Raw genomic sequence first — 21,395 nt, 5'->3', positions numbered from 1 at the left:
CCAGGCCCGCATCTCATGGCGCGATTATAGCGGCATTATCACGATTATTTGCAATTTTAGCGCGCCTGAATCGGGCCAGGCTGAGGTATGCTGTGGCATGACGCGACGAGCGCTGCTCGGCAGCGGGAACCATTGGCCCGGTGCGCTTGTCAGTAAATGGACATCAGACTATTCATCAGAGTGGGAATCACCAATGCGCAGGACACACCTAACCTTTTTATCAGCCAGCCTGTTTCTGGGGGCGCTCAGCCTGACGCCAGCCGCACTGGCAGCGGATGAGCAGACCGATAGTGTACCAATGCCGCCTCAGGTGCAGCAGCCGGACGCGCAGGCTCCTGACGCCGCACCGGTGCCAGACGCCGATGCGCCAGCCGCTCAGGCACCTGCTGCATCAGGCGACGACGCGCCGGTTCGCCCGTCTAACAACGGCACCGGCGAGCAGCCTTCCGCCGCCAACAACTACAATCTGCACACCATTATTATCGACTACAAAGAGCACAAGGTCGGCGATGTGGTACCGGAAGAGTATCGCAAAAAAGAGTACACCATCACTGACTGGCAGGCGCGTCATCTGCCCGCTCCGCAGGCCGGTGCTCACTGGGCTTACATCAACGCCAACTATATTCAGATCACCGATGACAGCGGCAAAATCGTGATGGGCAAATCGGGCGACATCTTCTTTAAGGGATAACGCCAGCAGGCGGGCCACCGGGTCCGCCTGTTTTATTTCAGAGGCAGGAAAGATGGCCCCGACCGTTAATGCATTTGGCCAGCCGACGGGTGTTGCATTACCTGACTGGCAGCCGCGCCCGCGTCCGCAGCGCATTACGCTTCAGGGGCGTTACTGTCGCCTTGAGCCGCTGGATGCGCCACGCCATGCGTCCGATCTCAGCGCCGCGCATGCGCAGGCCGCAGACGATCGCAGCTGGACCTGGCTGCCCGTGGAGCGTCCGGCATCGCAGCATGAGTGGCTGACGTTCGCCGCCGCCTGCCAGCATACTCCCGATTACCTGCATTTTGCCGTGATTGACCTGCAGCGCGGGCAGGCGGTAGGGACGCTCGCCCTGATGCGTATCGAGCCGCAGCACGGCGTAATGGAAGTAGGATATGTGGTGTTTTCACCGCTGCTTCAGCGTACCCGCATGGCAACCGAGGCGCACTTTCTGCTGATGGCATATGCGTTTGACCAGCTCGGCTATCGCCGCTACGAATGGAAATGCGACAGCTGCAATCAGCCGTCGCGCCAGGCGGCGCTGCGGCTCGGTTTTCAGCCCGAGGGCGTGTTCCGTCAGGCGATGGTGTATAAAGGCCGCAGCCGCGATACCTGCTGGTTCTCTGTTATCGATAGCGACTGGCCGGTGTTAAAGCACGCCTTTGAGCGCTGGCTGGCGCCGGATAATTTCAGCGCCGATGGCACGCAGCGGGAGCGGCTGGAGACGCTGCGCCAGCGCGACTGAGGCCGCGCTCAGGGCCGTGGCACAATGCGGATCTCCGCCATGCCAATGCCGAGCTTACGCGGCGCCTGACCCACAATATTATCCTGATTCGACAGCTGCGGCGCTGGTGGCACAATCACCAGATTATGGCTGCCGTCGCGATTGCTGAAGTGCAGTGTGGTGGTTGAGAAAGTATCGCCCAGCCGCAGAACGTGCTCCTCGCTGCCTACGCGTACCGGAATTGGCTGCTGCGCATTGGCACCAAACGCGCGCGCGGTGATCACCAGATCAAACCGCGGCGGCAGCGGGTCGGCATACTCAATATTCACCTCCGGAGCCAGGTTGGCGTTTGACCAGCGTCCCCAGCTCTCCGGACGCGAGATGCCGCTAAAGCGCCGGATGCTGTGCGGGGCGCCCGGCACGTTCAGCACAAAGCTGTCGGCATCGTAGCGAATGTCATTATCTTCAATGCGGATCTGCTGCTGGTTGAGCCGCCAGGTTTCCGGGCTGACGCGCAGCGGCGGGAAGTGCGTTTTGCCGTGCCAGAGCGGCTGATCGATACGCACCACGCTGGGCTGACCGCCCATCTGGCCCATCGCCAGGCAGAGATCGGTAGAGAGCGCCAGCTCCGGCTTCCAGAGTCGCGCCATTTTAAAGCAGCGGTCAGCCCAGACAAATTTGTCGTTCGCGGCAAAATCCGCCAGCTGATAGCGCAGCGGCGCGGCATACTCCCCCTCCGGCAGCGGTTCCACCTGCTTATTGCCCAGCCGGAACAGGATCGGCAGGCGGAACGTGGCGCCGGAGAAGGTAAAGGTATTCTTCTGCTGGTCGATGGTGAAATCTTTCATGCTGGCCGGAAAATTCCACAGCTGCACAATATCGGCTTTCCAGCTGCTGACCTTCTTCGCCATGTCGTCAAACTGCGTGGAGAGCGACGGCGTGGAGAGTGAGCTGCGGCCAAGACCCAGCGCTTTGTCGCCGCCGAGGATCTCCAGCACCGTGGCACCGTTATCCAGCGTGCTGCGGGGGGCATCGCGCACCGCCGCCTGCGGCTGGTCGCCGCGGATCACCATAAAGAGATCGTGGCGCGGCAGCTTCGTCAGATAGGGATGGGCGGTATTGTTCATCGCCAGATGATCGGAGCTGACGACGATGACGGTGTTTTTAAACCACGGCGAGGCTTTGATACGCTCAATCAGGCGCGCCACGTGCTCCTGCGAACAGGTGACGGCGCTGAATGACTGGTTCAGTTTGCCGTCATACTGATAGCTCTTGCGCCGGCAGCTGCGTGAGATAAAGCCATCAGGGTGATGGGTATCCACCGTCAGGGTAAACAGGGCAAAGCGTTTATTCTGCTGTGACAGCTCAGTATATTTTTCAAACACCTCGTCCAGCACGGTATCGTCGTAAAAGCCCCAGTTGTTACGGTAGTCGGGATCGGCCACGCGGCTTTTCAGCTCCTGCGCGCCATAGAGATTCGCGGCAGCGAAGCCGTGCGAGAGCAGAAAGGTGTCTTTGCCGGCAAAGCGCAGATCGGCGCCCTGAATAAACCAGTTCTCGTAGCCGCTGTTTTTGAGAATATCGCCGAGGCAGAGGCTCTGCGGATAGAAGCTGGAGAGCGCGGCTGAGGCGTTACCGTCAAAAGGGGCAAACAGCGGGATGCCGCACTGCGAAGCGACCATGCCGGCAATGGTGTAGTCGGTGCCGGGAAGCTGGGCCGTATGGCTGAAATCCAGACTCTGCGCCTGCTCGCGGCTCAGCTCTGGCGCCAGATCGGGAAAAGCCTGCTGATTTAAATAGGTGCGCTCCAGACTCTCGCCGTAGATATAGACCAGGTTAAGCGCGGGCTGTTCGATACGGTTCTGCGGCGTAATATACCAGGTAGCGAAATCGGAGTCGCCCGCGTGTGCGTGGGAGGCAATCAGATCTTTAACCTGGCGAAACGCCGGCGTGGTCTGTACCGATCCGGCGGCACAGGCGATCGCCAGCAGGCTCCAGCCGAGATGATGCGGGCGTTTATGGCGGCGCAAAATCCATGAGAGAAAGCAGAACAGCAGAAACAGCACGATAATCAGCCCGATAGCGGGCACCACATATTTACTGACGCCGGCGCCCGTCAGGCTGTTGGTCAGCGTGTAGATCACTGCATCGTTAATGCCGTCACCGGTAAAATAGTTGCTGGCGAACAGCGTGGCATTCAGCACAATAAACAGCGTGAGCAGCAGCAGCATCAGGATAAACCAGAAAGTATTGCGTCCGGCTTTACAGCTGTAAACGATAATGGCGGTCAGAAACAGCACAATTGAAAGCAATGCCAACGGCAAATCCTCACGATAGATGAATAGCACAGCGCCAGTGGCTGCGCGCCCTCTCAGGGGGTTTGCGTCAATCTATATTGGCTGTCACCGGGCTGCAACCTGTCCGGCGGGATTTGTGCGGTACATTCGGAATCGTGCCGCCAGGCGGGATAATAAGCGCGGCGGCATATCTGGCAGATGGTGGTTTATAACGCGCCGGTAAGATACTGCGCCTCACCCTGTGCAAAGCTCCAGTCGCCTTTGCTGTTGGTAATAAAGCTTATCATCAGATCGTGTCCCTGCACGCCGCAGTTTTCGCGCAGCTCGCGCGCCAGTTCTGCCATAAAACTGGCTTTTTGCGCCTCACTGCGCGGGCTGGTGTAGACCCGTACCATAACCAGATTATCCGTGCGCGAAAAGCCCAGCCCGGTATCCTGAAAAACCATCTGATACGCTTTGTTTTCGTGAACAATCTGATAACGGTCCCGCTCAGGGACACCGAAGGCGGTAAGCACGGCGCGATGGGCAGCATCCAGTAAAGTACGAACTTCACTCTCAGAGCGGCCCTGAATCAGATCAAAAGTGAGTAATGGCATCGGTAAACCCTCGCAGTAGTGGCAAAAAAGCAGAGACAGATGTGGCTATGCTGCCCGCTGTACGCGCAAAGAAAAAGCGTCTGCGATAAACTGATTGTTCACTATTTTGAACAATGGCGGGCAAAGGGATGAAAACGGAGGCGCTCTGGACACATCTTTACTGGCTGACGGTACTGGCGGAGCAGGGCAGTTTTACCCGCGCCGCTGAGCGGCTGGATGTGAGTAAAGCGGCAGTGAGTCAGAAAATTAAAGAGCTGGAGACGCTGACCGGGGTAGCGCTGGTTCAGCGCACCACGCGCAGCGTGCGGCTCACCTCAGCCGGCGAACAGCTGGCTGGCGAGCTGCGTGAGCCCTTTACCCGGATAGCGGAAAGCGTTTATCGCGTGCGCGATGAGGCGGGGCCGGTACGCGGGCAGGTACGCATCAGCGCGCCGGTAGCGTTTGCCCGGCAGCAGCTGGTGCCGATTATCGGCGACTTTCTGCGGGAATATCCGCAGGTTCGTCTGCAGCTGGATGTGACTGACCGCCTGGTGTCACTCGGCGGGGAGGGGTTTGATCTTGCTATCCGCCACAGCCAGTCGCTGCCGGAAACGCACGTCGCGCTGCCTCTGTGCGCCACGCGCGCGCTGCTGGTGGCTTCGCCCGCTTATCTGGCACAGCACGGCGTGCCGCAGACGCCGGACGCGCTGCTTCAGCATAACTGCCTGTGGTATCCGCGCGGTCCTGATGCGCCGCAGTGGCGCTTTCAGTCGCATCAGGGAGGTGAAACGCTGACGGTGAAAATTCAGGGAAATTTTGCCACGAACAACAGCGAGTCGATTCGGGATGCCGCGCTGCAGGGTGCAGGCATTGCCATGCTGCCCGACTTCAGCGCCCGCGCAGCGCTGGATAGCGGCGCGCTGCAGCCGGTGCTGTCATCGTGGCAGGCAATCGACGCCTTTGCCGACCGCCTCTGGGTGGTGCGTCCTTACGCGGCACAGGTGCCGCGTGCAGTGACGACCTTTATCCACTGGCTACGCGCTCGCTTTATTGACGGGTGAGGGCAGCGCCACGCTCAGCGGGGCGACAGGCTGCATCATGGCGCCCAGCAGGCTGCTGCGGTTGTAGTTACCCAGGCGCAGGTTAAAGTCGAGATGCAGCTGCGCGTGGCCGTCCAGTTTAATAACCGGCGGTGGCGTATGCGGACGCTGATGAAACAGAATGGCATGCGTAAAGGCGTCGCTTTTCCAGTTATTGAGGCGCTGATAGTAAAAGGCGCTGGCTTCACATTTACGCAAAAAGAGATTAACGCGGCGGTATTCCCGCATGGCCGCCTGCTGCGCCAGCGCACCCGGCTGCTGTGCCGGTTCAGCGATTCTCTGCGTCAGCAGCGAAAAGTCATCACGCTTGCGCATTTCGTTAAAGAAGCTCTGCTCACCCTGATGTTTAATCGGCGCATACTGCTTCTGCCATTCGCGAATAAAGGGATTATTTGGCGCAGCAGCGAGGAACCAGTTCTCAATAACAGGTGCGAGATAATTCAGCGTTGAGCGTTCGCAATAATAGCCGATCACATCCATCGGACGTTCCTGATGGGCGCTGTGTACCCAGCTCAGATCTTCAAACAGCAGCGCAGCGCAGTCGATAGCGATGCCGCCGTAGCGTAATAACAGCTCAAGCCTGATCACTTCGCTTTTCTGCTGTGCCGTTAATTGCGCTGAAGTAAATATAAAATCGGGCAGGACTTCTTTTACAGAATATTTATTTAACAGGTGAACGCTGTGGTCAGGATTATCGCGGCGTATTTTAGCAATATTCGCCTGCAGCGATTTTGGTAAATATTCTGTATCCCAGTACAGCCATACTTTTTTCGGGATATCTGGCAACGTCTTCTCACCAGAAAGTAACACGATATTGTCCTCTTCGCTGGGATCATACTCCGGCGCGCAGAGCGCATTATGCTGTTTTTTCTGCAGTAATGACTGACCGGTAAACGCTATTCTTTTCCAGTTGTGCCAGAGCGCGCGCGCCGGCTGAAGACGTTTTTTTGACATGATGCACCTGATTATTGTGATTATGGGCAAGGAGTCCCTGATGCTGGCGCCTTAGACGCTCTTATGTTTCCTTACGGGGGCTGTGTGTAAAAGTATTACATTGAGCTTAATAAAACATTCTTCGCGATTGCGCTAATACTTTTTTTCTCTTTCAGATAAAGCGGAAAATGAAGCAGCCGTTATCAATAAAAATTTAACAAAATAATAGCGTGATGAATTTCACAGTTTAATTTTTCCCACCAGGATTAATCCTAAGATTATTCCCCGCGGGCTGCGTAAGGTGCGGCAATCTGAAAATTGCAGCAAGAAATGAACGATTATCCTTGCTGGATTTTAGCCTGGCATCAGAGCGAAATTTAGCTTCGTCATGCAGCTTAGCTACGCTTTAGTCAGGCATTCTGTTTAAGGAGTGATTATGCAGTCATCTGCCCGCGGCCTGATAGCCGTTGATAAACAGGGTAACCGGGTGCTGTTTCTGCATCCGGAACGCTTTACCGTTGAGCAGGAGCTGAATGCGTTTCCGCCGTGCCCGCATGAGCTGCTGATGCTGCCCGCGCTGGAGAAAGCCTATGTCCCGCTCTATGGCAGCGGCATGCACGGCGCTAACCCACATCCCGGGCATAAAGTTGCTGTTATCGATCTGCGTCAGCGCCGGATCAGCGGCTTTATCGACCTTACGCCACTGCAGTCGCCACACAGCGGGCAGCTGGGTCGCGACGGCAAGGTCTATCTCTGCTGTGAAAACAGCGCGGCGGTCGCGGTCATCGATCCGCACACCGATCGCGTGGAGAAAACCATACCGCTGCCTTCGCATCACGCGCACCGGCTGACGCTCTCACCCAGCGGACGCAAACTGTTCACGGAAAATGAAGAGGATGCCAGCATCACGGTAATCGATTTATGTGAGGCAGAAGGACGCGTCATTGATAACATTCTGCTGCCTGGTCCGATAGCCGGTATTGCTGCCTCGCCCAGACATCCTTATCTGGTTGCCAGCGCCGCCGACGCACCGCTGCTTTACGTGATCGATCGGCAGAGCCACCGGGTCCGGCAGCGCATTACGCTGGCCGGGCACCAGCAGCCCTGCCATGTTGTGCGGTTCAGTGCCAGTGGTGAACGACTGGTTGCGATCGGGCGTGATGAATCACTGGTTACGCTGTTTGACGATCTGCTTACTCCCTCCGGCACCGTTCGTGTGGGGTGCCGGCCCGGCGATGGCTGTTTCAGTGAAGATAACCGCACGCTGCTTATTGCCAATGAGGGTGAGGGGTCGTTAAGCGTTATCGATCTGGCGCAGCGAAAGGTCATCGCCACGCCGCAGGCGGGCACAGGCTGTGAGGCGTTAAGTTATTTTACGCTGCGCTGAGGCAGCCGCTGTCATTTTAGTGTCATCTGCAGGTGGCATAAAGGCGGCGCGATAGCAGGCAGTGTGCTGCTATTGATAAATTACGGATATCAATTGCTGCGTTTTAATACGGCTTTTGCTTAATTAAAACGCATGCAATTGCCTGAATTATGGTGTTTTTTTGGTATCAGTCAGGGAGGATAGTCAAAATAATCTAACTAATTTTTGTTTTTGCCGCTTGATTTATCTACGCGCGTAGATAGACTGTCTCCCCAGTGATAACTCACGGTGCCAGACGCGGCTACAGACCCGAAATGACCAGGTTACATTTGCTGTGCTAATACGATCGGTGAATTAAACATCGGCGAAACGCAGCAGAGAGATGAATTCCAACACCAGGGAATTCCTTACTGATCTTTCAGGATTTGCCTGTCGAACGTCGTCACCGGGACGTTCCGCTTGTCTGCGCAAGCGAACAGACCCATGGAAGGGCGTTTACTGTTTTCACTTCACTAAGAGAAAGGGTTATGACGGAACATCATCCCACTGCACAGCACTCACCACACCTCACCGCGGCCGATGAACGACTGCAAACTGCCGCTGGCCGGAAAGATTTCTGGCGCGCAACCTTCTCCTGCTGGCTCGGTACGGCGATGGAGTATGCCGACTTTGCCCTGTATGGTCTGGCGGCGGGTATCATCTTTGGCGACATTTTTTTTCCGGAAGCGACACCGGCTATGGCACTGCTCTCCAGTTTTGCTACCTGGTCAGTCGGCTTTATTGCCCGCCCGATAGGCGCGCTGCTGTTTGGCTGGATTGGCGATCGCAAAGGGCGCAAAGTCGTGATGATCAGCACGATTATTCTGATGGGTGCCTCTACCACACTGATTGGCCTGATCCCGTCTTATGCAACGATTGGACTTTGGGCACCCGCCTGTCTGGTGCTGCTACGCTTTACGCAGGGATTAGGAGCAGGGGCGGAGCTTTCTGGCGGCACGGTGATGCTGGGAGAGTATGCACCGGTTGAACGGCGCGGCCTGGTCTCTTCCGTGATTGCGCTGGGATCCAACAGCGGCACGCTGATCGCCTCTCTGGTCTGGCTGGCGGTGATCCAGATGGATAAAGAGAGCCTGCTGGCCTGGGGCTGGCGTATTCCTTTTCTGAGCAGCGTGCTGATCGCCATCGTGGCGCTGTGGATCCGCCGCCATCTGCGCGAAACGCCGGTGTTTGAGCGTCAGCAGGCTGAACTGCAGGCGCAGCGCAGTGAAACGCTGGCTCAGGCACACACTGAAACAGACAGCCGCAGCGTCTGGCAGCGTACGCGGGCGTTCTGGACTATGGTGGGCCTGCGCATTGGTGAGAATGGCCCCTCTTATCTGGCTCAGGGCTTTATTGTCGGTTACGTAGCAAAAGTGCTGATGCTGGATAAATCTGTACCGACCACCGCGGTGTTTATCGCCTCGCTGCTGGGCTTTCTGATTATTCCTTTTGCGGGCTGGCTCTCCGATCGTTTTGGTCGCCGCATTACCTATCGGGGCTTTTGCCTGCTGCTGATGATCTATGCGTGGCCCGCCTTCAGCCTGATGGATAGCCGTGATCCGACGATTATCATTGCGGTTATTGTTGTCGGCATGGCGCTCGCGTCGCTGGGGATATTTGGCGTGCAGGCGGCCTGGGGCGTCGAGATGTTTGGCGTGAAACACCGCTATACCAAGATGGCGGTGGCAAAAGAGCTGGGATCGATTCTTTCTGGCGGCACTGCACCGCTGGTCGCGGCAGCGCTGCTCTCATGGACCGGCCACTGGTGGCCGATCGCCGTTTACTTTAGCGCAATGGCCGCTATCGGATTTCTGACGACGTTTGTCGCACCGGAAACGCGCGGTCGTGACCTTAATCTGCCGGAGGATGCTATCTGACGCGCAGGCGCAGGCAGGACCATTGACATAACGCTGGCCGGTGAATCCGGCCAGCGGCATTTATATTGAGGCTAATTTGGCAAAATCTCCCGGCGGAAACGTAACCCGTACCGATGTCGCCCGCGTCGCCGGTACCTCGGTAGCCGTGGTCAGCTATGTGATCAATAACGGGCCGCGCCCGGTCGCAGAAGCGACCCGTCAGCGGGTGCTGGCTGCCATTAAGCAGACGGGCTACCGGCCTAACGCCGTAGCGCGCGCGCTGGCCTCCGGCACCACCAAAACCTTTGGTCTGATTGTGCCGAACATTGCTAACCCGTTTGTTGCTTCCATGGCGCATGTGCTGCTGCAGGAGTCGCTTAACCACGGCCATATTATGCTGCTGGGCGACGCCGGTGACGATCGTCAGCGTGAGCTGGAGCTGATTCAGGGAATGCTTAACCGTCAGATCGACGGACTGTTTTACAACAGCGTCGATCGTCATCCTTATATTGATGTGATACAGGCCAGCGGTACGCCGCTGCTGATGCTGGATCGCATTGCTCCGCGGCCCGGCGTCAGCGTGCTGAGCATGAACGAGCGGCTGGCAGCCTGCGATGTAACCCGGCATCTGCTGAGTCACGGCTACCAGCAGGTGGGGATGATCAGCGGTCCGCTGGCAATGTTTAACGCCCAGGATCGTATTCAGGGCTGGCGGGATGCGATGCAGGAGCAGGGACTGCCCGTTGATGAAAACCTGATTTTCCCGGCTGACTACTCGCGGCAGGGGGGCTATGACGCGGCGCAGCGCATGATCGCCAGCGGGCGCCTGCCGCGTGCGCTGTTTGCCAGTAATGAAGGACAGGCCATTGGCTGTATTCGTGCGTTTGCCGAGCAGGGGATCCGCGTGCCGCAGGATGTGGCGCTGGTCTGCTTTAACGGTACCACACAGGCCGCGTTTCACGTGCCTTCGCTGACCACGGTGCGGCAGCCGCTGTCTGAGCTGGCGCAGCGCGCTATTGCTATGCTGAAAAACCAGTCGGATGAGGGAGTGATGGCAGAGCTGCCGCACTACATCGAAACCGGTGAATCCTGTGGCTGCCTGCAGCCTTAAATACAATAACGATAAAACATTATGAAACGAGTAATTATTGATTGCGATCCGGGGAATGGCATCGCAGGGGCAAATACCGATGACGGACTGGCTATCGCGCTGGCGCTGGCATCACCTGCATTGTCGCCGGAACTGATCACCACGGTCACCGGTAACACGCCCAGCGCGACGGGTGCCCGTGTGGCAAAAGATTTGCTGAAACGTCTCGGGATGAATATTCCGGTAGTGCAGGGGGCGCTGCAAGCGCTGCGCGAAGATCCGCTGCCGTGGCGGGCGCGTCTGGATAATCTGGCCGACCCGGCGCTGGCTGCGCTGTGGCAGGGCGTACGTCAGCCCGCCGTCATGGCGGCGGACGGCAATGACGCTGCCGGCGTGATGGGGCAGTTAATCTGCGATAATCCGGGAGAGTTTACTCTGGTTGCTATCGGGCCGCTGACTAACGTGGCGCAGGCGCTGCAGCGTTATCCGGAGATGGCTGAAGCGGTAGCAGAGATTGTGATCATGGGCGGCGTATTTGCGCTTGATGACTACATCAAAGATACCAATTTTGGCCTCGATCCGGAGGCGGCTCATCAGGTACTGCACAGCGGCGCCACCATCACGCTGGTGCCGATGGATGCGACTACGCAGACGCTGCTGACCCGCGACGATCTCGCGCGCATTACGGCACCGCCGCATCCGCTGACGCAGTTTGTCCGGGAGACGCTGGGACCCTGGATCGACTACTCAATGCGGACCCGGCAGCTGCCTGGCTGCTGGATCCATGATGCGCTGGTAGTGGCCTGGCTGCTGAATCAGCGCGTGGCGGAAGGGGCGGATTATTTCGTGGATATTGAGCTGCGTCCCGGTGCAACGCGCGGCAAGAGCTGGCGTTACCGTCCGCCGCTGCGCCTCGACGTGGGTATTCCGCCAGAGACCGGCGCGCTGGTTCATGTTATCCAGCGAGTTGATAATGCGCTGCTGCTGGATATGCTTGAACAGGCCTTTATCCGTCTGCCACACCGGCTCTGAAATGAGACAGTGAGGGCGCGATAATTTTTGCGCTCTCACAGCACTTCGCAGACGTCGACCCAGGTTGCGTGGGTCAGCTCCGCCATTCTCAGCGGAGAGATCCGGACCGCGCTGCGCACCGAACCTGCGGCGGGCAGCACCTCATCAAAGCTGCGCAGAGAGGTATCGCAGTATACGGTCAGCGGGTTTTCCAGGCCAAAAGGGCAGACCCCACCTGCCGGATGGCCGGTCCAGTTCACCACTTCATCCACGCTCAGCATGCGCGCTTTAGCGCCCAGTGCGGCTTTCAGTTTGCGGTTGTCCAGACGCGCATCGCCGCGGGTGACAATCAGCACGACCTGCTCTTTTACTTTCAGCGACAGCGTTTTGGCGATTTGTCCTGGTAAGACGCCGTGAACGCGTGCTGCCAGCGCCACGGTGGCCGTGCTTTCAGGCGTTTCAATAATTTCGATATCCGGCGCATGCTCAGCAAAGAACTGCTGTACCGACTCCAGGCTCATGGTGTTCTCCGGTAAAAACTGAACCTGAACGCTGCCATAAGGCGAAAAAAGTGTAAACGAGAGAAAAGGAGAATTTACGGCGCACGCGTGCTTATTGCGCTTTCAGTGTACAGTTACCGCAGCGATCGACGTCAGGGATCCGGTAACGCTGGCAGCAGCTGCGCCGCTCCATCGTGCCGTGGCGTACGATCATGGTGCGATAAAGCGGGTTATCGCTGCCGTCCGGCAGCGACGGCGTGAAAAACAGCATCTCTTCCAGCTGGTCGATCAGCGCGGCAGGCAGCTGCGCCCGGAGTTCACCCAGAAACCAGTAGATCAGATACCCCATGTTATTCCAGATAAGGCGCGCGTTAATGTCGCCGTGCTGCGTCATGCCTTCCACGGCGGGCTGCAGGCAGGTCTGGATCAGGCGCGCCATGCGCTGCGGAGCAGAGAGAAAGCGCGCGGGCTCATCCTCCTGCACATCCAGCCAGAAGGCGGCGGGATGCCCGTTTTCGTGAAACTCAGCGCGAATATGTTCAGGCGAGCAGCTCAGCGCACGCGGTTCATGCAGCAGCGCTATCATCAGCGTGGGCACCAGCAGGCCGAAATACCACTGCGCCCAGAGTGACTGCAGCGGCTTCGCCTCCCGTGGCGTATCAGGATGACTGTGATAGAGATAGTCACCGTAGCGCTGCATCAGCCGCTGATAGTGCCCGGGTGTCGACCATTCAGCCAGCGTCAAAGCGCCTTCGGGCGCAGGTTCTCCCAGTCTGACATACGCCTGACGGTCGCTGCACTGCTCACGTATCAGCTCCTGCAGCGCACGTACCAGCGTGCGATCGCGCTGCATGAAGATCGGGGACTGCTCACTGAAGCGGTGCGCCTGACGCGTAATCGTAGCCATGCCAATCCTGAATGATAACGGGAAACGAAAAACAAATGATAATCGTTCCTGATTGAGTGAGCAAGATAGCAGCAGCATAAGATTGCTATAGCGTTATATTCATCACCTTAGTACGGTTCGCTGATTGCCTGCCGGCGTGCCGGCAGCGTCTCCCAGGCCAGGATGGTATTACGCCCCTGGTTTTTAGCCACATACAGCGCGCGGTCGGCATTGGCGACGGCGCGGTCGAAATCGTGCGCTGCCATCGGAGCAATACCGGTGCTGACGGTAACGTGAGTAGCTACCGCGGTATTGGAGCGATGGGGGATTTCCAGTTCCAGCACCGATTGCCGGATACGCTCGGCGAGTTTCAGGGCTATCGACGCATTGACATTTGTCAGCAGTACCAGAAACTCCTCGCCGCCATAGCGGGTGACCACATCGCGCGAGCGTACGGCGTCCCGGATCGCGGCCGAAACCCGTTTCAGCGCCTGGTCGCCCATCGCATGTCCGTAATTGTCGTTATAGGCTTTGAAATGGTCGATATCCAGCAGCAGGATAAAGTGGCTGCCGGCATGGTTCTCCAGAATTGTTTCCAGCCGGTTTTGCAGCCCCCGCCGGTTATAGAGACCGGTCAGCGGGTCGAGCATGCTGAGCGCGCTGAAGCTCTGTTTCTCTTCATACAGCTGGCCGATCAGCTGGCGGGTGAAATGATCAAAACGCCGGCGCATCAGGTGAAGCAGGGAAAAGCCAATTAGCGGCAGCGTGATAGTAAACAGAATGGTCATCAGATGCTGTCCGTTATCCAGCAGCAGGACGGTCAGCACCGGCGGTGTAATATGCAGGCAAAAGGCAGTTAAATAATCGCTCAGAGCAATAGCGCTGATAAAAAAGACGCTAAGTAAACTGATAATTAAATAGCTGCTCTCAAACGCAGAGATCAGATGATATTTCTGATCAATATGCCATGCCCATAGCAGCCCCAGCAGCAGCGCAACCGGCGTTAATACGGAAAAGCGCAGGCCGGGCACGATCAGGCAAAGCAGCAGCAGCGTTGTACTGAAACCGGCGACCAGCACCGCGGGCAGGGTAAATACCGGTATCTGAACGTTCAGGCAGGGCAGCAGACAAAAGAGTGAAACGGCGATATTAAGAAATAAAAACAGCATCAGTGAAAGCCGATATTTGCTGTGTTTCAGGTCATCGTAAGCGTTTAATTTCATTGTTATTACCCGTGACAGCCCTGAAATATCAAAGCGCTACCCTGCAGAGTAAATTCTGCTATACGGATAGTCAGCACGTTTCATGTTGTTATCAGGTGTGTTATCGGCGGCAATTTAGCATTTTCCAGTATTTCTGTCATGCAGTGAAAAATTCGCTGCAGAATGAGAATGATTGTCATATGATAATGGTAATTCTTATCATTAAGGAGTGTGATGATGATTGCAGCAATGCTGGCAGCCTGTGGCTTATGGGGCGTGAGCTGGGTAATGGGTAAGCGCCTGGATAGCGGCTGGGGGATATTGCTGCCCTGTACCGCGATGCCGCTGTTTGCGCTATGGGAACCCGGGTATGCGCAGTGGCGGGCAATTATGATCGTTATGCTTCTGCTGACGCTGGTCATGCTGTTTCATCAGCGACTGCGGCACTACATATTGCTGCCATCCTGCATAGCACTGGCTGGCGGCATTACGGCTGCGTCAGTGAATTTTTATCCGGGTTAACCGCGTGCAGAAACAGCAACATCACGCAGCGCGTGATAAGCAAAAGAATGTGATTCAGGGAATTAACTGCCGGGGGAGAGGTGACAACAGTGGTGCGAAGAGAGGGACTTGAACCCTCACGTCCGTAAGAACACTAACACCTGAAGCTAGCGCGTCTACCAATTCCGCCACCTTCGCATCGTGTTGTCTGTTTATATCACCGCATGGTGCGAAGAGAGGGACTTGAACCCTCACGTCCGTAAGAACACTAACACCTGAAGCTAGCGCGTCTACCAATTCCGCCACCTTCGCGCAGTGCACGCGATATAAACTCTGTGATTATTGGTGCGAAGAGAGGGACTTGAACCCTCACGTCCGTTAGGACACTAACACCTGAAGCTAGCGCGTCTACCAATTCCGCCACCTTCGCATACCTGGCAACACTTTACAGTATTGCTAACCACGGAGGCGCATTCTAGAGGTTTTACGCAATGCGTCAACAGATATTTTACGGCGATAAACCGACTGCTGGAAAAAGCAACGCTTTATCGCCGTATCAGGCGCTTAGCGTCCGCGCGCGCCACGGCCATATACCGCACGATAAACCTTAAAGCGGCCGGTTTGCGCCAGCACTTCATGGCTGCCGAAGGTCTCATCAAGTATCTGCGGATAAGGCAGGAAAGCATTCGCCACAATACGCAGTTCGCCGCCGCTGTTGAGATGCTTCACCGCGCCGCGAATAAGGCTGTGTGCCGCATCAAGGCTGGTCTGCATGCCGTCATGGAACGGCGGGTTGGAGATAATCAGATCGAAGCGTCCGGTCACGTCGCTAAAAACGTTGCTGGCAAACACCTCGCCTTCCAGCCCGTTTGCCGCCAGCGTGGCTTTACTCGCCTCAATGGCAGCAGCGTGCACATCACACAGCCACAAACGCACCTTCGGCGAGTGCTGCGCCAGCGCGGTCGCTAAGACACCGCTGCCGCATCCGAGATCCAGCACTTTTCCTTTGGTATGCGGCGTCAGCGTCGACAGCAGCAGATCGCTGCCAATATCCAGACCATCGCGGCTGAATACGCCTGGCAGCGTATGGATCGTCATCCCATCCAGCAGGTAGGTGTTGCCAAACTGGCTGGCATCAAACTCAGGCTGCTGCGTCAGCTGACCATGATAGAGGCCGCAGCGACGCGCGCTGTCAATTTTCTCCAGCGTCACCCACTGCTCCAGCATGCCTTCGGCGCTGCGCACACCGCTGCGGTTTTCGCCCACCACAAAGATATCGCTGCCCACAGGCAGCAACGCGAGCAGATTTTGCAGCTGGAACTGCGCTTCCGGCTTATTTTTTGGCCAGAAGTAAATCAGGGTGGTGCAGTCTGTCACATCAGCCGCACTGGCCACGAGGCTGTATACGGCGCGATCGCCCAGCCGGTGGCTCAGGTTCTGCCAGTGATGATACTGCTGGGTATGAACGCGGCTGAGCGCGGTTTCCAGCTGGGCGGGCAGGTCATCCTGCAGGTCACCCGCAAACAGCACGTGGCGGGTGGTAAATTCATCACTGTGGCGCAGAATAACTTCACTGGCCGGGGTAAAAGCAGACATGGAACGCTCCTGTTAAATCAGAGCGGGGATTATAGTGCTTTGTTGGCGCATGTTCGACGGGTTTGCTAGCATAGCGCGCATTACTTACGGCATAGCGGAAAACAGCATGAGTACAAGACGCGACTGGCTTCTGCAGCAGATGGGGATCACGCAGTATCAGCTGCGGCGTCCGCGCGTGCTGCAAGGGGAAATCGCCGTCAGGCTGGCACCCGATACGCGCCTGCTGCTGGTAGCGGAACATCCGCCGGCACTGGATGAGCCTTTGATACGGGACGTGCTGCGGGCGCTGGATATTCCGCCTGCGCAGGTGATGACGCTGACGCCGGAGCAGCTGCCGATGCTGCCAGAGCAGGTAGCCTGTCCCGGCTGGCTGCTGGGCGTGGAGAGCGGGCACAGCTTTAACGGTGTGGTGTTCACCAGCGCCGTCCTTAATGAACTGATTAGCAGCGGCGCAGCCAGGCGCGCGCTGTGGCAACAGATGTGTAACCATGACCACTATCTCGCTCATCACGCCTGACGATCGGCCGCAGCTGCTCGCCATTGAACGCCGGGCGCACGCTTTTCCCTGGAGCGAACAGACCTTCGCCAGCAATCAGGGTGAACGTTTTCTCAATTTCGGGCTGCGCAGTGACGGACGCCTTGCCGGCTTTGCTATTACGCAGGTTGTGCTGGATGAGGCGTCGCTGTTTAACATCGCCGTTGATCCTGACTTTCAGCGTCGCGGGTATGCGCGTCAGCTATTACAGAGGCTGATCGGCGAACTGGAGCAGCGTGATGTCCTGACCCTCTGGCTGGAAGTTCGCGCGTCAAACCGCGCGGCGATTGCTCTGTATGAGCAGCTGGATTTTCATCAGGTCAGCGTACGCCCCAATTACTATCCCACCGCAGGCGGACGGGAAGACGCCGTCATTATGGCGCTGACACTTTGACCGCTGATTAAGGAGTACCATGTTAAACGACTGGGACTGCATCCTGTTTGATGCTGATGATACGCTATTTCATTTTGACGCCTTTGCCGGGCTGCAGCGCATGTTTACCCGCTACGATGTGCAGTTCAGCGATCGCGATTACGCCGATTATCAGGCGATCAATAAGCCTTTGTGGGTGGATTACCAGAACGGCACCATCACTGCCGCACAGCTGCAGACGCAGCGCTTTACGCTCTGGGGAGAGAAACTCAGCGTAGAGCCGGACATCTTAAACAGCGATTTCCTTAATGCTATGGCAGAAATCTGCCTGCCGCTGGAAGGCGCGCCTGAACTGCTGAAGAGCCTTAAAGGCCACGTCAAAATGGCGATTGTCACCAACGGCTTTACGGCCCTGCAGCAGGCGCGACTGGAACGCACGGGCTTTCACGATATGTTCGATGCGCTGGTGATTTCAGAGCAGGTTGGCGTGCCCAAGCCGGACGCGAAGATCTTTGCCCACACGCTGGCCTTGCTCGGCAATCCGGCGCCGCAGCGCGTACTGATGGTCGGTGATACGCCCGAGTCTGATATTCTCGGGGGGATGAATGCGGGTCTGAAGACCTGCTGGATCGATCACGGCACGCGCCCGTTGCCTGCGGATATTACCCCTGATTTCCAGGTCAACAATCTCGCCCAGCTTCAGGCCATTCTTACCGCTTAGCAGAGCGAAAGCGTGTAAAAAACAGCAAGCCAGGCAGAAACAGCGGCCTGGCGTTGTCAGGCCTGTAAAATAAAAGCGGTATCGGGCCAGGCCGGCGCTTATTTTTTCTTTTCTTCTGTGTCGATCGTTTCTGCTGACCCTTCCTCTTTATCCTCTTTCACCTCGCGGCTGGCAGTGAGCAGGAAGGGCGACTGCTGCCAGCGGGTGCGGCGGTCGCGCAGCAGGGTGCGGGTCAGGATAATGCCAATCGCCAGCGCCAGCAGCATCATCAGGCGCAGAATATTGGTGGTGTTGTCTACCTGACGGGATTCGGTGACCAGCACGTGCGTATCCAGCGTCACGCGCAGGAAACCCTGCGGCCCCTCTTTGCCTTCCAGCGGCTGCACAATCTGATGATTGAAGTAGCTGCCGGCACGTTTGCCATCCAGCGCCAGACGGTCGCGTACGTTAATGGTTTCGCCGCTGTGTGCCACCAGACTGCCATCATCGGCATAGACAGAGGCATCAAGGATGCGGCTGTTATCCGTCATCTGATCGAGTATGGCGGCAATCTGCGTACGGTTGTCATCGCTGTTATCCATCAGGGGCTTCAGGCTGAACGCCACCTGCCGGGTGAGGGTATGAGCCAGCTCTTCAACCTGCTCAGAGCGCGCCATCTGATGACCCAGGCTGAACCATGAGGCGCCCTGCATCAGCACCACCAGCAACGCCAGAGAGATAAGAACAATCACCGTGCGATGCAGGCGAAATTTCAGTGCAGTTTTAACCATCAGAAACCCATGTGACATAGCAGCAGAAAGGCTGGCAATTATGTTGCCAGAACCCGCGCAGACAAGGTAGCCTCTTGCGTGGTTTTGTTGTCCCTACAGGAGCTGTAATGCCAAATCGTCTTACCTGGTGCGATCTGCCCGCCGATGTCTCACTCTGGCCGGGTTTACCCCTCTCCCTGAGCGGTGATGAAGTTATGCCGCTGGACTACCGTGCCGGCCGCACAGGCTGGCTGCTGTATGGGCGCGGACTCGATAAACAGCAGCTGACCGATTACCAGCATCAGCTGGGCGCTGCCATGGTGATTGTCAGCGCGTGGAACGTTGACGAGTACCAGGTGATCCGGCTGGCTGGCTCGCTGACGCCGCGTGCCACCCGGCTGGCGCATGATGCCGGATTCGACGTGGCACCGCTGGGTAAAATCCCGCACCTTAAAACGCCGGGGCTGCTGGTGATGGATATGGACTCAACGGCGATCCAGATCGAATGCATTGATGAGATCGCCAGACTGGCGGGCTGTGGTGAGCAGGTGGCTGAGGTCACCGAACGGGCGATGCGTGGCGAACTCGACTTCAAAGCCAGCCTGCGTGAGCGCGTGGCGCAGCTGGCTGGCGCCGATGCGGCTATCCTTAAACAGGTGCGCGACGCACTGCCGCTGATGCCAGGGCTGACCACGCTGGTACATAAGCTGCAGGCGCTGGGCTGGCAGGTCGCGATTGCATCCGGCGGTTTTACCTTTTATGCGGATCACCTGCGTCAGACCTTGCATCTGGCCGCTGCCGTCGCCAATGAGCTGGAGATGCGCGACGGCAAGCTTACCGGCGAAGTCATTGGACAGATTGTCGATGCACAATATAAAGCGGATACCCTGCATCAGCTGGCACAACGTTTTGACATCGCGCCGCAGCAGACGGTAGCGATTGGCGACGGCGCCAACGATCTGCCGATGATTAAACGCGCGGCGCTGGGTATCGCCTATCATGCTAAACCAAAAGTGAATGAGCAGACGGAAGTCACTATCCGTCACGCTGACCTGATGGGGGTGTTCTGCATCCTGACCGGCAGCCTGATTCATGAAGAGCGTTAACTGAGGAACTGATTTGGCCAAAGCGGCAAAACGCGCCTTCGTGTGCAACGAATGTGGCGCAGACTATCCGCGCTGGCAGGGGCAATGCAGCGCCTGCCACGCCTGGAATACCATTACCGAGGTGCGTATTGCTGCCTCGCCTGCCGCTGCGCGCAATGAGCGCCTGAGCGGCTATGCAGGTAACGCCGGCAGCAGCCGGGTGCAGAAGCTCTCGGAGATCAGCCTTGAGGCGCTGCCGCGCTTCACCACCACGTTTAAAGAGTTTGACCGCGTTCTGGGCGGCGGAGTGGTACCGGGCAGCGCTATCCTGATTGGCGGCAGCCCCGGTGCCGGTAAATCGACGCTGCTGCTGCAGGTGATGTGCAAGCTGGCAGAGAGCATGAAGACGCTCTACGTCACCGGCGAGGAGTCGCTGCAGCAGGTGGCGATGCGCGCGCACCGGCTGGGACTGCCCACGGACAACCTGAATATGCTGTCCGAAACCAGTATTGAGCAGATCTGCCTGATTGCCGAGCAGGAAGAGCCGAAGCTGATGGTTATCGACTCTATCCAGGTGATGCACATGGCGGATATTCAGTCTTCACCCGGCAGCGTGGCGCAGGTGCGGGAAACCGCCGCCTATCTGACGCGCTTTGCCAAAACGCGCGGCGTGGCGATTATCATGGTTGGCCACGTGACCAAAGATGGTTCGCTGGCGGGTCCGAAAGTGCTGGAGCACTGTATCGACTGCTCGGTACTGCTGGATGGCGACGCCGACTCGCGCTTTCGCACGCTGCGCAGCCATAAAAACCGCTTTGGTGCGGTGAATGAGCTGGGCGTCTTTGCCATGACGGAGCAGGGGATGCGTGAGGTCAGCAATCCCTCGGCTATCTTCCTGTCACGCGGCGATGAGATCACGTCAGGCAGTTCGGTGATGGTGGTCTGGGAAGGCACCCGGCCGCTGCTGGTTGAGATCCAGGCGCTGGTGGATCACTCGATGATGGGCAATCCGCGCCGTGTTGCTGTGGGGCTGGAGCAGAACCGTCTGGCGATTTTACTGGCGGTACTGCATCGTCACGGCGGCCTGCAGATGGCAGATCAGGATGTGTTTGTTAACGTGGTAGGTGGCGTCAAAGTCACGGAAACCAGCGCCGATCTGGCGCTGCTGCTGGCGATGGTCTCCAGTCTGCGCGATCGCCCTCTGCCGCAGGATGTGGTGATCTTTGGTGAAGTCGGGCTGGCGGGCGAGATCCGGCCGGTACCGAGTGGTCAGGAGCGCATCTCTGAAGCCGCGAAGCACGGCTTTAAGCGCGCCATTGTGCCGGCCGGCAACGCGCCGAAGAAAACGATTGATGGCATGAAGGTTTACAGCGCGAAGAAGCTGGCGGATGCGCTGGCCATTCTGGATGAGCTGTAATTTCGCCAGAGCGGCATAAATGCCGCCCCTGTGTTTGAGGATGCGCATAACTTTCCAGGGCGGCATAAATGCCGCCCCTACGTTTGAGGATGCGCATAACTTTCCAGGGCGGCATAAATGCCGCCTC

Annotated in this window: 21 protein-coding genes and 3 tRNA genes; 13 read left to right on the top strand and 11 right to left on the bottom strand. The window is 57.5% G+C overall.

The window, feature by feature from the left end:
- Positions 1 to 193 precede the first annotated feature (193 nt).
- Both BBA90_RS17255 and BBA90_RS17250 read left to right on the top strand, forming a co-directional pair.
- Positions 194 to 691: an RcnB family protein gene (locus tag BBA90_RS17255; protein WP_065650209.1), complete on the top strand. Its 498-nt coding sequence runs from the start codon at positions 194 to 196 to the stop codon at positions 689 to 691.
- A gap of 52 nt (positions 692 to 743) precedes the next feature.
- Positions 744 to 1,457, top strand: coding sequence for a GNAT family N-acetyltransferase (locus BBA90_RS17250; protein WP_065650208.1), 714 nt, complete (start codon positions 744 to 746; stop codon positions 1,455 to 1,457).
- Between the two features lie 8 nt (positions 1,458 to 1,465).
- Here BBA90_RS17250 and opgB read toward each other — a convergent pair whose 3' ends face one another.
- Together opgB and BBA90_RS17240 are read right to left on the bottom strand one after the other, a co-directional pair.
- Positions 1,466 to 3,760 (bottom strand): phosphatidylglycerol--membrane-oligosaccharide glycerophosphotransferase, encoded by a 2,295-nt coding sequence (gene opgB, locus BBA90_RS17245; RefSeq protein WP_065650515.1) that lies wholly within the window; start codon positions 3,758 to 3,760, stop codon positions 1,466 to 1,468.
- Positions 3,761 to 3,939: 179 nt separating this feature from the next.
- Positions 3,940 to 4,329 (bottom strand): tautomerase family protein, encoded by a 390-nt coding sequence (locus BBA90_RS17240; protein WP_065650207.1) that lies wholly within the window; start codon positions 4,327 to 4,329, stop codon positions 3,940 to 3,942.
- Positions 4,330 to 4,457: 128 nt separating this feature from the next.
- On the opposite strand from BBA90_RS17240, the gene BBA90_RS17235 reads away from it, so the two are divergent.
- Positions 4,458 to 5,369 (top strand): LysR family transcriptional regulator, encoded by a 912-nt coding sequence (locus BBA90_RS17235; RefSeq protein ID WP_139074204.1) that lies wholly within the window; start codon positions 4,458 to 4,460, stop codon positions 5,367 to 5,369.
- Here the strand turns inward: BBA90_RS17235 and BBA90_RS17230 are convergent.
- Positions 5,343 to 6,362 carry a glycosyltransferase family 32 protein gene (locus BBA90_RS17230; protein WP_065650205.1) on the bottom strand — a complete coding sequence of 340 codons (1,020 nt, stop codon included), beginning with the start codon at positions 6,360 to 6,362 and terminating at the stop codon, positions 5,343 to 5,345. The two genes, BBA90_RS17235 and BBA90_RS17230, sit on opposite strands and share 27 nt — an antisense overlap.
- A 415-nt stretch (positions 6,363 to 6,777) precedes the next feature.
- Here BBA90_RS17230 and BBA90_RS17225 point away from each other — a divergent pair, with 415 nt between their 5' ends.
- The 4 genes from BBA90_RS17225 (at position 6,778) to BBA90_RS17210 (ending at position 11,724) form a co-directional block, all read left to right on the top strand.
- Positions 6,778 to 7,728 (top strand): hypothetical protein, encoded by a 951-nt coding sequence (locus BBA90_RS17225; RefSeq protein WP_065650204.1) that lies wholly within the window; start codon positions 6,778 to 6,780, stop codon positions 7,726 to 7,728.
- 506 nt (positions 7,729 to 8,234) lie between these two features.
- Positions 8,235 to 9,623, top strand: a complete 1,389-nt coding sequence (locus BBA90_RS17220; protein WP_065650203.1) for an MFS transporter — start codon at positions 8,235 to 8,237, stop codon at positions 9,621 to 9,623.
- Between the two features lie 76 nt (positions 9,624 to 9,699).
- Entirely contained in the window at positions 9,700 to 10,713 is a 1,014-nt protein-coding gene (locus BBA90_RS17215; protein ID WP_065650514.1) for a LacI family DNA-binding transcriptional regulator, read from the top strand.
- Between the two features lie 21 nt (positions 10,714 to 10,734).
- The gene (locus tag BBA90_RS17210) at positions 10,735 to 11,724 is read left to right on the top strand and encodes a nucleoside hydrolase (protein WP_065650202.1); all 990 of its coding nucleotides are present in this window, start codon (positions 10,735 to 10,737) and stop codon (positions 11,722 to 11,724) included.
- Positions 11,725 to 11,759: 35 nt separating this feature from the next.
- On the opposite strand, the gene BBA90_RS17205 is transcribed toward BBA90_RS17210, so the two are convergent.
- From BBA90_RS17205 to BBA90_RS17195, 3 genes are all read right to left on the bottom strand, one after another.
- Positions 11,760 to 12,224, bottom strand: coding sequence for a YbaK/EbsC family protein (locus BBA90_RS17205; RefSeq protein ID WP_065650201.1), 465 nt, complete (start codon positions 12,222 to 12,224; stop codon positions 11,760 to 11,762).
- 91 nt (positions 12,225 to 12,315) lie between these two features.
- Positions 12,316 to 13,056 (bottom strand): siderophore-iron reductase FhuF, encoded by a 741-nt coding sequence (gene fhuF, locus BBA90_RS17200; protein ID WP_412159298.1) that lies wholly within the window; start codon positions 13,054 to 13,056, stop codon positions 12,316 to 12,318.
- 161 nt (positions 13,057 to 13,217) lie between these two features.
- Positions 13,218 to 14,312: a GGDEF domain-containing protein gene (locus BBA90_RS17195; RefSeq protein WP_065650199.1), complete on the bottom strand. Its 1,095-nt coding sequence runs from the start codon at positions 14,310 to 14,312 to the stop codon at positions 13,218 to 13,220.
- Positions 14,313 to 14,528: 216 nt separating this feature from the next.
- Between BBA90_RS17195 and BBA90_RS17190 the strand changes: the two genes are divergently transcribed.
- The gene (locus BBA90_RS17190; protein ID WP_065650198.1) at positions 14,529 to 14,813 is read left to right on the top strand and encodes a DUF1435 domain-containing protein; all 285 of its coding nucleotides are present in this window, start codon (positions 14,529 to 14,531) and stop codon (positions 14,811 to 14,813) included.
- A gap of 90 nt (positions 14,814 to 14,903) precedes the next feature.
- Here BBA90_RS17190 and BBA90_RS17185 read toward each other — a convergent pair.
- The 4 genes from BBA90_RS17185 to rsmC all read right to left on the bottom strand — a co-directional run bounded on the left by BBA90_RS17185 (position 14,904) and on the right by rsmC (position 16,388).
- A tRNA-Leu gene (locus BBA90_RS17185) sits at positions 14,904 to 14,990 on the bottom strand.
- A gap of 27 nt (positions 14,991 to 15,017) precedes the next feature.
- A tRNA-Leu gene (locus tag BBA90_RS17180) sits at positions 15,018 to 15,104 on the bottom strand.
- Positions 15,105 to 15,135: 31 nt separating this feature from the next.
- A tRNA-Leu gene (locus tag BBA90_RS17175) sits at positions 15,136 to 15,222 on the bottom strand.
- A 134-nt stretch (positions 15,223 to 15,356) separates the two neighbouring features.
- Complete coding sequence (rsmC, locus tag BBA90_RS17170) at positions 15,357 to 16,388, bottom strand: 16S rRNA (guanine(1207)-N(2))-methyltransferase RsmC (protein ID WP_065650197.1); 1,032 nt, start codon at positions 16,386 to 16,388, stop codon at positions 15,357 to 15,359.
- 106 nt (positions 16,389 to 16,494) lie between these two features.
- On the opposite strand from rsmC, the gene BBA90_RS17165 reads away from it, so the two are divergent.
- The 3 genes from BBA90_RS17165 to yjjG are packed head-to-tail and all read left to right on the top strand — an operon-like array spanning position 16,495 to position 18,017.
- Positions 16,495 to 16,905 carry a DNA polymerase III subunit psi gene (locus BBA90_RS17165; protein WP_065650196.1) on the top strand — a complete coding sequence of 137 codons (411 nt, stop codon included), beginning with the start codon at positions 16,495 to 16,497 and terminating at the stop codon, positions 16,903 to 16,905.
- On the top strand, positions 16,877 to 17,317 hold the full coding sequence (rimI, locus tag BBA90_RS17160) for a ribosomal protein S18-alanine N-acetyltransferase (protein WP_065650195.1): 441 nt from the start codon (positions 16,877 to 16,879) through the stop codon (positions 17,315 to 17,317). The genes BBA90_RS17165 and rimI overlap by 29 nt, the downstream gene beginning before the upstream one ends.
- A 19-nt stretch (positions 17,318 to 17,336) precedes the next feature.
- Complete coding sequence (yjjG, locus tag BBA90_RS17155) at positions 17,337 to 18,017, top strand: pyrimidine 5'-nucleotidase (RefSeq protein WP_065650194.1); 681 nt, start codon at positions 17,337 to 17,339, stop codon at positions 18,015 to 18,017.
- Between the two features lie 98 nt (positions 18,018 to 18,115).
- Here the strand turns inward: yjjG and BBA90_RS17150 are convergent, their stop codons facing one another.
- Positions 18,116 to 18,787, bottom strand: a complete 672-nt coding sequence (locus BBA90_RS17150; protein ID WP_065650513.1) for a YtjB family periplasmic protein — start codon at positions 18,785 to 18,787, stop codon at positions 18,116 to 18,118.
- A 107-nt stretch (positions 18,788 to 18,894) separates the two neighbouring features.
- Here BBA90_RS17150 and serB point away from each other — a divergent pair, with 107 nt between their 5' ends.
- Both serB and radA read left to right on the top strand, forming a co-directional pair.
- On the top strand, positions 18,895 to 19,872 hold the full coding sequence (serB, locus tag BBA90_RS17145; protein ID WP_065650193.1) for a phosphoserine phosphatase: 978 nt from the start codon (positions 18,895 to 18,897) through the stop codon (positions 19,870 to 19,872).
- A 13-nt stretch (positions 19,873 to 19,885) separates the two neighbouring features.
- Positions 19,886 to 21,268 (top strand): DNA repair protein RadA, encoded by a 1,383-nt coding sequence (gene radA, locus BBA90_RS17140; protein WP_039382437.1) that lies wholly within the window; start codon positions 19,886 to 19,888, stop codon positions 21,266 to 21,268.
- Positions 21,269 to 21,395 lie beyond the last annotated feature (127 nt).

Origin of the sequence: Pantoea eucrina (assembly GCF_001691555.1) — a bacterium.
GTDB lineage: Bacteria > Pseudomonadota > Gammaproteobacteria > Enterobacterales > Enterobacteriaceae > Pantoea > Pantoea borealis.
Note: the sequence above shows the minus strand (reverse complement) of the source record. Positions and strands in the feature narration are given on the sequence as shown.